Here is a 14,519-nt window from a genome sequence, read left to right as displayed (position 1 = left end):
CGGAGCCGTCGATGACCTTCACCCTGAACCCCACCCACGACCACAACCCTCGCCTGCACGACCTCGTCGCACGGCTGCGTGACTACCTGGACGGCGAACTCGCCGACTACGAACGCGAACTCGGCCTCACCTCCGAGAGCGTGTACACCCGCGAGACGCTCGAACCGGTGTGGCGACGCAGCCGCGAACTCGGCTTCTACGGTGTCAGCTTGCCCGCGGACCTCGGCGGCGCGGGACTGTCGTTCACCGAACTCGCAGCCCTGAAGGAAGAAGTGGGCGCGTCACCGCGGGTGCTGTCGACCTCGGTACTCGGCGACATGGGCGGACCGCTGCGGGTGGGCAGCATCTTCCAGTACGCCACCGAGTACCAGATCGAGAAGTACCTGCTCCCCGTCACGCGCGGCGAACGCGCGTGCTGCTTCTCGCTCACGGAGAACGACGCCGGCTCCGACGTGCGCGGCATGCTCACCACCGCCACCCCGGACGGTGACGGGTGGCGCCTGACCGGTCACAAGGTGTTCTCGACCGCCGGGCCGTTCGCGGACTTCTCCATCCTCATCGCCAAGATGGCAGACGACGGCGACGACGGCGCGCGCTACTCCGCGTTCCTCGTCGACCTGGACACCCCGGGATGCACGGTGCAGCAGGGCGAGACCCCGATGTCGGGCCAGCACATCGAGGCCGACATCGTTCTCGACGACTGCTACGTCGGACCGGAACAGTTGCTCGGAGAAGTGGGGCAGGGGCTGAAGATCGGGCTCGGACGCGTCACGGTCAACCGGCTCCTGCACTGCCCGACGGCGCTCGGCGGTGCACGCCGAGCCCTGGAGTTGTCCCTCGACTACGCCCGCACCAGGCAGGTGCAGGGCGCGCCGCTCGGCATGCTGCAGAGCATCCAGCACCGCCTCGCGGACATGGCCACCGACTTCTACGCGGCCCGGTCGATGACCTACGACGCACTCGCCGCGCTCGACCGGGGCGAGCGGCCGCGGACCGAGGCCTTCATGTGCAAGCTGTTCGTGGCGGAGAAGGCGTTCGCGATCGCCGACGCCGCCGTGCAGATCCACGGCAAGTCGGGCGTCGTCCGCGGCAGCGAGGTGGAATCGCTGTTCCAGCGTCTGCGGATGTTCCGGATCCTCACCGGGTCCTCTGAGATCCAGAAGAACGGCATCGCCCGATTCCTTCTGCTCCCGTGAGCGCCGACACGGAGACGGAGCCCGACTACCGGTTCACGCTCGCCAACGAGCGGACCTTCCTGGCCTGGATCCGTACCGCGCTCGCTCTGCTCGCGGGCGGGGTCGCGGTCAGCCAGTTCCCCCTCCCGCGTGGCGGGTCCGCGCTCCACGACACCCTGGGTGCGGTCTGCATCCTGCTGGCCGCCCTCGTCGCGGTCGGTGCGCTGCTGCGATGGCGGTCGGTGCAGTCCGCGATGCGCCGCGGCGTCCCGCTGCCGGCATCACGTCTGGCTCCGGCCGTGGTCGGCGGCGTGTGTCTCGCCGCCGCGCTCGGCGTCGTCTGGGCTGCGACGTGACCGCGCCGGCACCGGCGCTGCAGGCCGAACGCACGGTGCTGGCGTGGCGCCGCACGCTACCGGCGGTCTGCCTGTGCCTCGCCGCACTCGTGCGCGCCGCGCTCGTGCACCCGCACATCGCCCACGTCGGTGCGGTGGCCGGAGTATGCGTCGCTGCCGCTTCGGTGGTCGCAGGCGCGGTGACGCGGCACCGCCGATACCGTCGGCGCCCCGAGGACCCCCGCCCGCTCGGTCTTCTGATACCCGCCGCCGTCAGCCTCGGCGTTCTCGCGACGGCCGGCGCCGCCCTTGCCGCACTGGCCTGAAACTCGATGTTCCCCGGCCCGTATCCCGATCCGACAGAGGAGATCCCCTGTGCCGCAATTGCCACTCGCAGAACTGAAATGGACGCTCGGATTCACCGACCCGGCGCAGGTCCGGCGGCAGGCGACGGCCGTCGGCGAGACCGGCCCCACGCGTCGAGTCTGGCGCGGCGACGGTCCGCGCCGGGAACTGCCGGAGCGATTGCAGGACCTCTCACGGCTCGCCGTGGAGACCGGAGGCGGAGGAGCGAGCACCCTGTACCAGCTCCTCGTCGACTCGCATTCGGACGGGATGATCGTGCTGCACCGCGGCGCGGTCGTCTACGAGCAGTACCTGCACGGCCTCCGCCGTCAGGACCTGCACCTGACCGCGTCGATGGCCAAGGCGTTCATCGGCCTGCTCGCCGGGATGCTCGAGGACCGGGGACTGTTCACGCGGGACGATCAGGTCTCCACATACGTTCCAGAGTTGGCGGGAACGGCGTTCGGTGACGCCACCATTCGTCATCTGCTCGACATGACGACACAGGTGGCCTACGGGGGACGAAAGTTCCATCGTGAGGTCGAGGCACACCGGTGGTGGGCAGTCGTGGCCCCCGGGATGCGGCCCGACGGATACGACGGGCCGACGACCTTGCTCGACCGATTGAAAACGGCCCGCGCGACCGGCCCGTACGGCGAGGTCTTCCACTACGAGAACGGCAGCTGCGAGGCGATGGGCGCCCTGATCAGCCGCGTCACCGGCGCGACCGTCTCGGACCTGATGAGCGAGTTGATCTGGTCGAAGATCGGAGCCGACGAGGACGCCCGGTACATCCTCTACGCCGCCGGCGTCGAAACCGCCTGCGGAGGCTACGCGGCCACCCTCCGGGACATCGCCAAGGTGGGGGAGATGCTTCGCTGCGGCGGCGCTCTCGGCGACCGGCAGATCGTGCCGGAGTCGGTGGTGCGTGCGATCAGCACCGTCAACGAGGGAGCCACCGCTTCGGTGCGGTTGCCGCGAGCATCGGCGAATTCGCCTGCCACGATGAGCTACCGGGACTACTGGTGGATCCTCAACGACCCGTTCGACTCCTTCATGGCGAGTGGAATCCACGGCCAGCGGTTGTTCGTCTCCCGCGAACTCGACCTCGTCGTCGCACATTTCGGATCGCAGATCATCTCACCGTGCGTGGCGACACCACCGTTCCCGGCGGTGTTCACCCGGATCGGGTCGGAGGTGTCGATGGTGGGTGTCTGATGTCGCGTCGAGCGCCTGCGAGGACGTCCTCCACAACTCCCGCTGACGGATCGCTCACCTGACGGACGCGCAGCGGGGCAATTTACCGCGCGGTGAGTCGGATGACGGGGTATTCCCGGTCGGATTTGCTCTGGTACTTCGCGATACGGGGCTGGGCGGCGGCGATGCGCTGCCAGGCCTGCTCACGCTCGGCTCCGTCGAGCTGCTGCGGAATCACCGGCGTGGCGTCGTGGCCGGGCAATTCGATCGACGCCTTGTCGGGGTGCGCCATCAGATTGGCGTGCCAGTCCGGGTTCTGACTGCCGCCACCCGACGCGACCACCAGCCGGGCATCGTCACCGTCGTCGAACCACGCCACCGGCGATTGCCGCGGCTGTCCGCTGCGACGACCCACGGTGTTCAGGATCAGCACGTCCATGCCCATGAACTGGCCGTGGCCGCGTCGGATCTTGCGGTTCATGCGGGCGTTCATCTTTCGCTGCATCCACCGCGAGAACGCGCCGGGGGTTCCGGGTTTGCGCTTGCCTTGGTTGTTCGTCATGTGCTCTCTCCCATCGGTCACTTCGCCTCGCGACATCCACCACTGAGCCGCCGGCTACGGCTCTCGGCAATGACGCTAGTGCGGCCAGGTGGTCGGCGCTTCTCGATTCCTGATCGGTTCGGTTACCGGTGACGATGATCAAACCGGGATCGCGACTGCCGCCACTCGACGTCAGCCGACTGTGCTGTGTCCCAGTGCGTCGATGGCCGCGGTCACCTCGGGCACGGCGGCAATCGTGACGTCTTCGAGGTCCGGCACGGATCGGTAGCTCGCGCGCACGGCCTCTCCGGTGCAGTCGTACTCGACGATGCCGAGTTGGTGGAGCGGCCCGGGCAGGGATTCGCCTTCGCCGGCCACGAACCCGGTTGACGGCGCCCAGACCTCGCGCACCCCGTCGCGGACGGTTTGCCGGTAGCAGTGCAGGTGCCCACTGCCGACGGCGGCGAGTGACATCTTCCCGAGAGCTGTGAGCAACCGGATACGGGATTCCCCGATGTCGACGGCGTGCCCGACCGGCTCGTCCAGCGCACTCCAGATCGGCTTGTGCAGGAATACGATCACCCGCTGCGAGTCGGGGACGTCCGCGGCCACGTCTTCGATCCAGGCCCACTGCGCGGTTTCCCGGTCGAGACCTGAACCGAAGAGCTCGCTGTTCAGTCCGAGCACCGTCCAGTCGTCGACGTCGTGGCGCCAGTGATCGGGACCCCACACCTCCTCGAAGGCGGCGATCCGCTCATCGGTCACGCCGATTCCCTTCCACGGTGCAGAGCCCGGCTCACCGATGTCGTGGTTGCCGGGCACGGCGAGCACCGGAGCGGCGAACCGCTGCATCAGTTCGTGGGCGTGCGCACGGTCGTCCGCATCATCGGGGTGGATGATCACGATGTCGCCGGAGTGCACGATCAGATCTGGACGGACCTGATGGTTCACGTAGTCGACGACGCGTTCGAAGTTCTGCTGTGTGCGCCCGCCGCGGGCGGACAGGTGCGTGTCGCTGATCTGGACGATCTTCATGGGAGTTCCTTCGGGTTGTGTTCGGCTGAAGGTTATTTGAGGCCAGAGCGGACGAATGCGTCGCGCACGTAGCGCTGGAGGAACAGGTAGATCAGGAAGATGGGCAGGCAGGCGAGGCCGGACGCGGCCATCACAGCGCCCCAGTTGTTGCCTTCCGCGCCGAGGAAACCGCGAATTCCGATCTGGACGACCGCATTCGACTGGCGCATGATCAGTGACGGCCAGAGGTACTCGTTCCATGCCGAGATGAACAACATGATACCCAGTGCAGCGAGTGCCGGTCTCATGTTGGGCAGCACCACCTTCCACAGGGTGGCCCACGAGTTCTGGCCATCGATCTGGGAGGCATCGAGCAACTCTCGCGGAAACGCCTCCATGTGCTGGCGCATCAGCAGAACACCGAACGCCGAACACAGATTCGGGATCACTATCCCGGCAACGGTATTCAGCAGACCCATCTGTGAGATGAGAAGGTAGTTCGGAATCATGGTGACCTGGAACGGCACCAGCCACGATCCCACGAACAGCAGAAACAGCACCTGCTTCCCGAAGAAGGACCACCGCGCGAACGCGTAGGCGGCCAGGATCGCGACCAGAAGCTGGCTGACGGACATCGCCAACGCCATGACGAACGTGTTGACGAGCATCGACGCCATCGGAATGGTCTCCCACACGTAGCGGAAGTTGTCCAGACTGAACGGAGACGGCACGGGGCTGACGGACAGGGAGTCCTCGGGACGGCGGAACGCGGTGGCGAACATCCAGTACACCGGGAAGATACTGAACACAGTGACGGCAGCGAGAACCACGTGCCCGGTCGCCACCCGGCTGCGGGAACGGGTGGCGACCGGGGCGTCGCCGGGATCGCGGGTCGGGGCAGCGGCGGCGGGCGATCGGGCCGGCGCATCGACGAGTGCAAATGCCATGGGGTGTCCTAGTTGTCGTAGAAGCTCAGCCGGTCCGACACACGAACGAACACGACTGCGATCAATCCGAAGCCCAGGAAGAACAGGGTTCCCGCAGCAGCCGACAGTCCTGCGTCGAAATTCTGGAATCCGAACTGGTAGAGCAGGTAGTAGATGTTGGTGGAGGCACCGCTCGGACCTCCCTGCGTGACGATGTCGATGATCGGGTACGCCCACTGCGCCCCCAGAAGAATCGTCATGAGGCCGAGGAACACGAGGGTCGGGGACAGCAGCGGCAGGGTGATCTTGCGGGTGATGGTCGCTTGCGACGCGCCGTCGAGGGCCGCCGCCGACGCGTAGTCGGGATTGATTCCGGCCAGTCCGGCGGAGATGACGAGCACACCGAAGCCGAGCATCTGCCACCCGACGATCAGCACGACACCGAGCATCGCGAGGCCGGGTTCTCGAAAGACGTTGCCCAACTCGAACCCCAGGGTTGCGGCCATCCGGGGAATCGTGCCGCCCTCGGGATTGAACAGCCACCGCCAGATCGCGCTGCCGGCCACCGGGGTGATGAGGAACGGGACGAAGATCAGGGCCTGGTAGAGCGTCTTCCACCGTCCGGCGACCCGGTTCGACAACAGCGCGACGACCATCGGCAGCAGCAACGAGAACACCATGAACGCGAGGACGTACACAATCGTGTTCCGCAGTGCCTGATGGAGCTCGGGCAGCGACAGTACGCGAACGTAGTTGTCCATTCCCACCGGAACCTTCGGGCTGGTGGGCACCATGTTCCACTTGTAGAACGACAGGCCGATGGTCTCCCCGAGCGGTTTGTAGATCCACACGATCAGCAGAACGACGGCGGGCAGGAGATACAGGTACGGCGCGAGACCCCGCCGCACCCGCCCGGCCCGCGACGGAACCGTCGGTGTCTCCGCGTGGCCGGCGGGGGTAGCGGCTGGAACTTCGACGAACATCAGACGCCGGGCGCCGTGAGCTGCTCGATCGACTGCCGAATATCGTCCGCAGTCATTTCGTACACGGCGGGGGACACGTCGAGGGGGACGACCGTGTGCAGGACACGGTCGCGGTAGACGTGCACCATGTTGAAACCCTGCGCGCCGTCCTGACCGCGGATGCTGCCCTCGTCGACGAGCAGATCCTGGGTGTAGCAGGTGGCCGATGCCACCGACACCGGGATGCCCGCGAACGTGCACGTCGTGGAGTAGTGCAGGTGTCCGGCGAGGATTCCGCGGACATCGGTGCCCGCAAGCACCGTCTCGAGCCGGTGCTGTTCCTTCAGCTCCACCGACTCGATGGCGTCGAGCAGGCCCGGCACCGGCGGATGGTGCAGGGCGAGCAGGGTGCCGTGCGGTGCCGGCTCGGCCAGGACGTCCGTCAGCCAGGTCAGCTGTTCGTCGCTGATCAGGCCGTGATGGAATCCCGGAACCGTGCTGTCCAGCACGATGATCCGCAATCCGTTGACATCGACGACCGCGTCGACCGAGTCCTGGGTGGGTTCGGTGTCGAGCAGGCCGCTCCGGAAGGCGGGCCGGGCGTCGTGGTTGCCCATCACCCAGATCACCTTCGCGCCGAGGCGCTCCGCGGCTGGCTCGACGATCCGGCGCAGGCGCACGTACGCCTCGGGCTCGCCCTTGTCGGCGAGGTCGCCGGTGAACACGATGGCCTCGGGTCGCCGGCCGGCCTTCTCGAGCCGCTCGAACAGCCGGGAGAGGTTGGCGTCGCTGTCGACCGAATCGTGGAGCAGGGCGCCATCGGTCACGAAGTGGGTGTCGCTCACATGCAGGATGTAATGGTCGGGTTCCCCGTACTGGGACATGAGGTCTCTCCTGTGGAAGTGGGTGTCAGGCGACGAGTGCGCCGCGCAGGTCGTCGAGTTCACGCTCGGTCATGCCGTGGCCGAGGAGGTAGTCGCGGACGCCGCCGTGCGCGGCTGCGATGGAGTCGAGGGTCGTGCGCATCAGCACGGCCGGGCTGGCGCCGACCAGGTGATCGACGTCCACGCCGTCGGGGAGGCCGCGGCCGCGCATCTTCTCGGCCATGCCGAGCGCCCAGTCGCCGGCCAGCAGGACCTCGGACATCGCGTAGTCGGCGACGATGTCCCGTTGATCGACACCCACCGCCGCGAGGGTGAGAGCGACGACCAGCCCGGTGCGATCCTTTCCCGCGGTGCAGTGCACGACGGTCGGGTCGTCGCCCGAGGCGGCGATGGCGCGGACGGCGCGGGTCAAACGATGTCCGTAGTTCTCGACCATGTCGCGGTAGACGACCGCGAGGTCGAAGTTCGCACCGTCGAGGTCGATCTCGCCCTCGTACACCGGCAGGTGTTCCACCCGGTGTCCGACGCCGTCGAGTGCGCTCGGGCTGTCGTCGAGCTCCTGCTGTTCGCGGAGGTCGATGACGAGAGCGAGTCTCCGCTTCCGGAGCAGGTCGCGGGCCGGCTGGTCGAGCTGGTGAAGCGCGTCCGACCGGAACAGTTTGTTCCACTTGGTGGTCCCCGTATCAGTCGGGAAACCGCCCAGGTCGCGGAAGTTATAGGTGCCGGTCAGATTCAGGCGTCGATGATTCGTCGACGCAGGCAGAGTGCTGGTCATGGTGTCGGTGTCTCGTTCTGTCGGAAGTGGTTACTGAATGAGTTCCTGCACGCGCTGCTGCGCCGCCTGCATGGTGGCGGCCGGATCCTTGCCGTAGTAGACCGCGTCCTCCACCGCCTGGCCGAGGATGTCGTCGGCCTGCACATAACTGTTGCCGGGGTAAGATTCCCAGGCCTCGAGCCTGTCGAGCTGACCGAGATTGGGTGCCAGGAGGGGGTTGTTGTCGGCCCAATCCTTCAGCGATGCCGGATCCTCGGTGAGGGACGGGCGCAGGGGAAGGTAGCCGATCTTGCTGGAGATCTCGGTGTACGCATGGTCGCTCGTCATGAACTTGATGAACTCCCACGACGCGCGCTGCTTCGCCGGATCCTGGGAAAACGTGAACAGAGCGGATCCCGAGTTGGTGGGCACCGCGGCGTGACCCTCGAAGGCGGGCATCGGCGCGGCACGCAGGTCCCAGCCGCCAGTCGCCGCCGACTTCATGAACATCCCCTGCAGAGCCGACGTCTGCAGCTGAATCGCCACGTCGCCCTTCGCGAAACTCTCGTACTGGGTGGTCGAGTCGAGGTTGGCGAGGACGCCGTCGTCGTACATCTGCCGCAACGCGGTCACCGCCGACACCGCACCGGGCTCGCCGAATTCGATGGTCTTGCGGTCTTGTGACAGCACATCGCCGCCTGCCGAGCGGAACAGCGCCTGCATGCACCAGTTGCCGCCCTTGACCGAGCACGACACGGACAGCGCCGGCTTGCCCGTCGCCGCGGTCACGGCTTTGGCGGCAGCCGCCACCTTCGGCCACGTCGACAGGTCGGCGTCGGCGGGCAGCCCGGCCTTCGTGAGCGCGGTCGCGTTGTAGAAGAGGGTGGGTGTGGAGAACACGTACGGGATGCCGTACGTTTCGCCGTCCCAGTCGCCGAGGGTCGCGGCCCGCGGGTGGAACGGATGCTCTCCACTGAACGTCGCGTCCACGGCCTCGGCTCCGAACAGTCCGTCGAGCGACTGGGCGCCGAGTTCGTTGACGGCGAAATCGAGGGTGTCGAAGGTCAATTGGGCCACATCGGGGGGCGAGCCGGCGAGCATCTGCGTCTGCACACTACTCGCGGTTCCGGCGCCGGCCGTGCCGCTGCCCTGCGGCGGCTGGGCCTTCACGTGGATGTTCGGGTGCTGCGTCTCGAAGTCGGCGACGAGGCCGTTGATCGTGTCCGACCAGAGCCCGGCCTGCTGGAGGTTGTACGACTCGAAGACGATGTCGACCTGCTGGTCGGGAGACAGTTCCGGGACCGGTGCGCCGGTGCCCGAGGCGCCCGGCGCGGCTCCGCCGGTGGCACAGCCGGTCAGAGCGGCGGCCACGGCCGCCACTACGACGACAATAAATGTCGGTCTACGCATCACGCTGCTCCTGTTGCGGAAAGTGTTTCGGGAGAGTGGTCCACAGCCGTGGGGGCCGCGGAGTCGGAGTCGGTGAGTTCCGGGACGTCGACCCATTCCAGGCGGCGTCCGGTCGCGCGGTCGAAGAGGTGCACGTGGGCGGGATCCGCGGTCAGGGCGGCGGATCGATGGGCGCGCAGTGCAATCGGTCGCGGTGCGCGCACGCAGACCGTGGCACCCCCGACCTCGCAGTACGCGACCTGCTCGCTGCCGAGATTCTCGACGGACGTGACGTCGACCGACAGCCGTACCCCGGGATGATCCACAGGGTCGGCGACGCGGAGATGCTCCGGCCGGATGCCCAGGACGACGTCGCGGCCGTCGGTCTGTCCACGCCACAGCGGTGCGGTCACGCCCTCGGCGGACGCGACAACAGTGCCGTCGACGGTGCGGACGCGTGCGTCGAGCAGGTTCATCGCGGGACTGCCGAGGAAACCTGCGACGAACACGGACGCCGGCCGGTCGTAGACGTCCTCGGGTGTTCCGACCTGTTCGAGTGCGCCGTTGTTCAGCAGCGCGATCCGCGTCGCCATCGTCATCGCCTCGACCTGATCGTGGGTGACGTACACGAATGTGGCGCGGAGGCGACGATGGAGGTCGGTGAGCTCGCGCCTCGTCGCGGTCCTGAGCTTCGCATCGAGGTTGGACAGCGGCTCGTCCATCAGGAACGCCTTCGGATCACGCACGATCGCGCGCCCGACTGCAACGCGCTGCCGCTGGCCACCGGACAGTTCCTTCGGCTTTCGGTCGAGCAGGTGCGCGATGTCGAGTTGCCGGGCGACGGCATCGACGCGCTCCGCTGCCTCCGACTTACGCATCTTTTTGACACGCAACGGAAACGCGAGGTTCTTCGCGACGCTGAGGTGCGGGTAGAGCGCGTAGCTCTGGAAAACCATCGCGACGTCCCGGCGGCGGGAGGGCGCCGCGGTGATGTCGTCGTCGTCGAGCAGGATCCGTCCGCTGGTCGGCGCGAGCAGCCCCGCGAGCATCCTCAGCAGCGTGGTCTTTCCGCATCCGCTGGGCCCGAGGAGGACCAGGAAGTCGCCGTCCCGGATGTCGAGGTCGATGTTGTCGACGGCGGTGAAATCTGCGAACTTTCGACTCAGATTCTCGATCCGAATCCTGCCCATTGGCCTCTCCCGATGAAATGACGTTACCCAATCTCGGCGAGACGGGGAATTTCGTTACATCGGTAGTTAGCCAGGGTCAGGTTAATGGCGGGCTAATGGCGATCCAATCAGCGGTGATGCTTCGCGCAACGGCTGTAGCACGATGCCATCACGGATAGATCAGCGGCACAATCTGTTTGAACGTCTCTGCCGCTGCCTCGGCCGAGTCGCCCCGCGCCCGGCAGACAGCGATCTGCAGGCTGATGAGGAACGCGAGCTGCACCACCGTGGCCGATGCGCCCAGTCCACCCCACGGTCCCGTACCGCCGCCGATGACCAGTCCGATGTCGGATTTCTCCACGAGAGTCGAACGGGCGTAGCTGGTGACGCCGATGACCGTGGCCCCCGCTGCCCGCGCGGCCTCGACCGGACGCAGGGTGACCGAGTTCAACCCGCTGTCGCTCACCGCGAGGCACACGTCACGGGAGGTCAGGCGCCCGGCAGTCAATTGCTGGATCACGGCGTCGGTCGGCGCCTCGGCGTGGCGGCCGTTCAGAATGAACCGCACGGCCACGGCAGCCGCCGACGGTCCGGACGCTCCGTTGCCGACAACGAGCACCCGCTCCGCCTCCGCGAGCGCCGTCACCGCCCGCTCGAACGAGTCTTCGTCGAGCGGTGCCAGGGCGCCGGCGAGATCCGTCGCCAGCTCGGCGAACACAGCCCGCACCAGTCCGGTGCCGTTCTCTTCGTGGGCGGGTGTTCCCCCCGATCCGGTATCGGCCGACCCCAGATCCCGTAGCAGCAACATCCGTAAGTGCTGGAACCCCTTGAAACCCAGATTCTGGCACGCACGAATCACGGTGGCAGTCGATGTCTCTGCGTGTTCCGCGACATCGGCCGCCGACCACCACGCAACATCCTGTGGACGCTCCACACACACGTCCGCCACCCGACGCTCGCTCGGAGCCAGCTTGGGTGCGACGGCCCGGATGGCTGAGAGGGTGGCTCCTACGGGCGGATCGATCGACGACGCAGTCATGAGCCTTGAATAACACACAGCGGTGAACGAAGGGCGACAGCAGCCCCGCCGATTGCCGACCGGCGGAGGTGCCGAGCCGAGGGTGTGGCGAAAGATGCTGCCCCTCAGTTGGTATGCAAACTCAGTTGATTGGGACGTTCCAGATGATCGGGACCTGATCGGTGGGCATGTTCTCCGCCCGGCGTTCCTGCCGCTGGTCGCGCTGCCGATCGCGGGTCCGATCGTCGTTGCCGCCGGGGATGTCGCGGCCGGTGTCAGGGGCGGCCACTGCGGCGACCGGGTGTTCCGCGGCCGGCGCGACCGCGCCTGCGACACCGACGGGAAGGACGCCGAATGCGGCTGCAGCCACCACCACGGTCACGATCCGCTTCCGCAGCGAGCCGCGGTGGGTGCGTCGGTCGTCTTGGTGCGAATGTGTGGCGTTCATGGTCTGAATTCCTGTCCGAGTGCGCGAACCCAACGTTCACGGCTACTTGAACGGTGTCTGCGAGGGCGCGAAACGTTACACCCTGCCGGAGATTATTTTTGCGGCGAGTTTCCCGCCGTCAACGCCACTCGCGGAACGCGGCGAGCAGGCGGTCCCGCAACGCCGGATCGAGCTCGTCCGGGGGGAGCGCGCCGAGGGTGTGCACCGTCTGCTCGATCTGTTCGAGATAGGTGGCGCATCCCGGGCATTCGCCCAGATGGGTTTCGAATCGGACCCTGGCGTCGGGATCCATGTCATTCTCGAGGTAGGCCGTGACGAGTTCGACGAGGTCCTGGCAGTCCATGTCTTCCATGTCTCACGCTCCCGTTCCAAGATAATCCTCGAGGGCCTGGCGCACGTGCGCGCGACCCCGGTGCAGCAGCACCCGCTGGTTCGCCGGGGTGATCGAGAGCATCGCGGACACTTCCTCGGCGTCGTAGCCGAGGACGTCACGCAGAACGACCACGATCCGCTGGCGGTCGGGTAGGTGCTCGAGTTCGCGGCCGGCGACGTCGAGTACCTCCGCACCGAGGACCGACCCCTCGGGGGTCTCCGGCCAGCTGGTCGGCGGAGTCGCCCAGTGGTGTGGATCCTCCGGGGAGGATGCGGGCAGGAACCGGGACGGGTCCACGGCGGCGCTGCCCGTGTAGGCGGCCAGCGCGGCGTCGACATCGTGCCGGTCCCGCACTCCCCGTTTCTTGGCGATGTTGACGAGTATCCGGAACAACCAGGTACGGAGGGTGGAGCGGCCTTCGAATCTGTCGATGCCCTGGAGGACGGCGATCCAGGTTTCCTGGACGACGTCTTCCGCGACCTCGGCGCTGGCCACGTATCCCCGCGCCACGCGCAGCATCATCGGTGTGTGCAGGTCGACCAGTTCGGCGAACGCCGACTCGTCGCGTGCCCGTAGAGAGTCGACGAGGCAGTGCTCGTGCGAGGTATCGATCTCGGTCATCCGCTCCTCCTCGGTGATCGAGGTGCTCCGGAAGCGTGGCCGCGTGAGACGGCCGGACGCCATCCAACATTACTGATCTCGGGGGCAGCCGTCGATGACGCTGCCCGATGTCGTGGTGGTAGGGCCGAACGGCCCTGTCTCGGCTTCGCGGTGCGGGGAAGACTCGGTGCGGAGGGGTGGCGGGCCGCGGCGATGCGGTAACGGTCGCGGCGGCCCGGGTGCCCAGACAACGACTGGACCTGGCAATCCAGGGAGGGCGACGCATGGACTTTCGGCGGACTCCGCTGGCGCGGTCGGAGAATTACTGGGAGCAGCTGGGTTCAGTGGAAGCTCGGCACCTGGACGGTGCCGAGCGGGACCGGCTGCCGGCCCCGGACGAACAGGTCTCGCTCGTCGACCACTGCCGAGGCGCAACACCCGACCCGGCGTGAGGAGCGTGAGCGCGGGGCGAGTGACGCTAGGCAACTCCGGTTCGACGTGGCACGATCTCGTTTGTGACGAGCAGTACCGCTGAGAACCAGCGCTTACGCGACCTCGCGCTGCTGCGCCGCGTCCGCGACCGGATCGATCGGGAGCACGCGCAGCCGCTGGACGTCGAGTCGCTCGCCCGTGGCGTGAACATGTCGGCCGGGCACCTCAGCCGTCAGTTCCGGCTCGCGTACGGCGAGTCTCCGTATTCGTACCTGATGACGCGGCGCATCGAGCGGGCGATGGCGCTGCTGCGTCGCGGCGACCTCAGCGTGACCGAGGTGTGTTTCGCGGTCGGCTGCTCGTCGCTGGGCACCTTCAGCACGCGTTTCACCGAGCTGACCGGGGTCCCGCCCAGCACCTACCGGCGCCAGCAGGCGGACGCGACGGCGGGCATTCCGTCGTGCGTGGCGAAACAGGTCACCAGACCGATCAGGAATCGAGAAGCGCAGGTCGCTGATTCGTAATTATCGTGATCCCATGGACATCACAATTCACCAGACCTACCTCCCGCAGGACGACCCGGACGCCGCGTTGGCCTTCTATCGCGACACTCTCGGCTTCGAGGTCCGCAACGACGTCGGATACAACGGGATGCGCTGGATCACGGTCGGCCCGGCCGACCAGCCCGGCACGTCCATCGTTCTGCATCCGCCGGCCGCCGACCCCGGTATCACCGACGACGAGCGCCGCACCATCACCGAGATGATGGCCAAGGGCACCTACGCAGCCATCAACCTGGCCACCAGGAACCTCGACGGCGTCTTCGAGAAGCTGCAGGCCAGCGACTCCGCGGAGGTCGTTCAGGAGCCGACCGAGCAGCCGTACGGGGTTCGCGACTGCGCCTTCCGCGATCCCGCGGGCAACATGGTTCGTATCCAGGAACTGCGCTGATCGACG

General features: G+C 67.1%; 19 protein-coding genes. 7 read left to right on the top strand and 12 right to left on the bottom strand.

Going from position 1 to position 14,519, the window contains the following annotated elements; translation table 11 throughout:
• Positions 1–11: 11 nt before the first annotated feature.
• The 4 genes from QM693_RS18205 to QM693_RS18190 are packed head-to-tail and all read left to right on the top strand — an operon-like array spanning position 12 to position 3,073.
• The gene (locus QM693_RS18205) at positions 12–1,196 is read left to right on the top strand and encodes an acyl-CoA dehydrogenase family protein (RefSeq protein ID WP_283353054.1); all 1,185 of its coding nucleotides are present in this window, start codon (positions 12–14) and stop codon (positions 1,194–1,196) included.
• Positions 1,193–1,531 (top strand): YidH family protein, encoded by a 339-nt coding sequence (locus QM693_RS18200; protein ID WP_283353053.1) that lies wholly within the window; start codon positions 1,193–1,195, stop codon positions 1,529–1,531. Before QM693_RS18205 ends, QM693_RS18200 begins: the two co-directional genes overlap by 4 nt.
• Positions 1,528–1,836 (top strand): DUF202 domain-containing protein, encoded by a 309-nt coding sequence (locus tag QM693_RS18195; protein ID WP_283353052.1) that lies wholly within the window; start codon positions 1,528–1,530, stop codon positions 1,834–1,836. The genes QM693_RS18200 and QM693_RS18195 overlap by 4 nt, the downstream gene beginning before the upstream one ends.
• Positions 1,837–1,885: 49 nt before the next feature.
• Entirely contained in the window at positions 1,886–3,073 is a 1,188-nt protein-coding gene (locus tag QM693_RS18190; protein WP_283353051.1) for a serine hydrolase domain-containing protein, read from the top strand.
• Between the two features lie 82 nt (positions 3,074–3,155).
• On the opposite strand, the gene QM693_RS18185 is transcribed toward QM693_RS18190, so the two are convergent.
• The 12 genes from QM693_RS18185 to QM693_RS18130 all read right to left on the bottom strand — a co-directional run bounded on the left by QM693_RS18185 (position 3,156) and on the right by QM693_RS18130 (position 13,214).
• Positions 3,156–3,614: a nitroreductase family deazaflavin-dependent oxidoreductase gene (locus tag QM693_RS18185; RefSeq protein ID WP_105414774.1), complete on the bottom strand. Its 459-nt coding sequence runs from the start codon at positions 3,612–3,614 to the stop codon at positions 3,156–3,158.
• A 171-nt stretch (positions 3,615–3,785) separates the two neighbouring features.
• Complete coding sequence (locus QM693_RS18180; protein ID WP_283353050.1) at positions 3,786–4,628, bottom strand: metallophosphoesterase family protein; 843 nt, start codon at positions 4,626–4,628, stop codon at positions 3,786–3,788.
• 32 nt (positions 4,629–4,660) lie between these two features.
• The gene (locus QM693_RS18175) at positions 4,661–5,554 is read right to left on the bottom strand and encodes a carbohydrate ABC transporter permease (protein ID WP_283353049.1); all 894 of its coding nucleotides are present in this window, start codon (positions 5,552–5,554) and stop codon (positions 4,661–4,663) included.
• Between the two features lie 8 nt (positions 5,555–5,562).
• Complete coding sequence (locus QM693_RS18170; protein WP_283353048.1) at positions 5,563–6,516, bottom strand: carbohydrate ABC transporter permease; 954 nt, start codon at positions 6,514–6,516, stop codon at positions 5,563–5,565.
• Entirely contained in the window at positions 6,516–7,379 is an 864-nt protein-coding gene (locus QM693_RS18165) for a phosphodiesterase (protein WP_283353047.1), read from the bottom strand. Before QM693_RS18165 ends, QM693_RS18170 begins: the two co-directional genes overlap by 1 nt.
• A 25-nt stretch (positions 7,380–7,404) precedes the next feature.
• Positions 7,405–8,154, bottom strand: coding sequence for a tyrosine-protein phosphatase (locus tag QM693_RS18160; protein WP_283335745.1), 750 nt, complete (start codon positions 8,152–8,154; stop codon positions 7,405–7,407).
• A 30-nt stretch (positions 8,155–8,184) separates the two neighbouring features.
• Entirely contained in the window at positions 8,185–9,543 is a 1,359-nt protein-coding gene (locus QM693_RS18155; protein WP_283353046.1) for an extracellular solute-binding protein, read from the bottom strand.
• The gene (locus tag QM693_RS18150) at positions 9,543–10,712 is read right to left on the bottom strand and encodes an ABC transporter ATP-binding protein (protein WP_283335743.1); all 1,170 of its coding nucleotides are present in this window, start codon (positions 10,710–10,712) and stop codon (positions 9,543–9,545) included. The genes QM693_RS18155 and QM693_RS18150 overlap by 1 nt, the downstream gene beginning before the upstream one ends.
• A gap of 148 nt (positions 10,713–10,860) precedes the next feature.
• Positions 10,861–11,730 carry a MurR/RpiR family transcriptional regulator gene (locus QM693_RS18145; RefSeq protein ID WP_283335742.1) on the bottom strand — a complete coding sequence of 290 codons (870 nt, stop codon included), beginning with the start codon at positions 11,728–11,730 and terminating at the stop codon, positions 10,861–10,863.
• Positions 11,731–11,851: 121 nt separating this feature from the next.
• Positions 11,852–12,157, bottom strand: coding sequence for a hypothetical protein (locus tag QM693_RS18140; RefSeq protein ID WP_283335741.1), 306 nt, complete (start codon positions 12,155–12,157; stop codon positions 11,852–11,854).
• A gap of 118 nt (positions 12,158–12,275) precedes the next feature.
• Positions 12,276–12,500: an anti-sigma factor family protein gene (locus QM693_RS18135; protein ID WP_105414927.1), complete on the bottom strand. Its 225-nt coding sequence runs from the start codon at positions 12,498–12,500 to the stop codon at positions 12,276–12,278.
• A gap of 12 nt (positions 12,501–12,512) precedes the next feature.
• Positions 12,513–13,214 (bottom strand): RNA polymerase sigma factor, encoded by a 702-nt coding sequence (locus tag QM693_RS18130; RefSeq protein ID WP_283353045.1) that lies wholly within the window; start codon positions 13,212–13,214, stop codon positions 12,513–12,515.
• 200 nt (positions 13,215–13,414) lie between these two features.
• Between QM693_RS18130 and QM693_RS18125 the strand changes: the two genes are divergently transcribed.
• From QM693_RS18125 to QM693_RS18115, 3 genes are all read left to right on the top strand, one after another.
• Positions 13,415–13,582 (top strand): hypothetical protein, encoded by a 168-nt coding sequence (locus tag QM693_RS18125; RefSeq protein WP_009476923.1) that lies wholly within the window; start codon positions 13,415–13,417, stop codon positions 13,580–13,582.
• A gap of 63 nt (positions 13,583–13,645) precedes the next feature.
• Positions 13,646–14,086, top strand: coding sequence for a helix-turn-helix transcriptional regulator (locus tag QM693_RS18120; RefSeq protein WP_105414745.1), 441 nt, complete (start codon positions 13,646–13,648; stop codon positions 14,084–14,086).
• 13 nt (positions 14,087–14,099) lie between these two features.
• Positions 14,100–14,513: a VOC family protein gene (locus tag QM693_RS18115; RefSeq protein WP_005260756.1), complete on the top strand. Its 414-nt coding sequence runs from the start codon at positions 14,100–14,102 to the stop codon at positions 14,511–14,513.
• Positions 14,514–14,519 lie beyond the last annotated feature (6 nt).

Source organism: Rhodococcus sp. IEGM 1305, assembly GCF_030058635.1.
Classification (GTDB): domain Bacteria; phylum Actinomycetota; class Actinomycetes; order Mycobacteriales; family Mycobacteriaceae; genus Rhodococcus_F; species Rhodococcus_F opacus_D.
The sequence above is the reverse complement of the archived record's forward strand: the minus strand, read 5'-3'. Positions and strand labels throughout refer to the sequence as shown.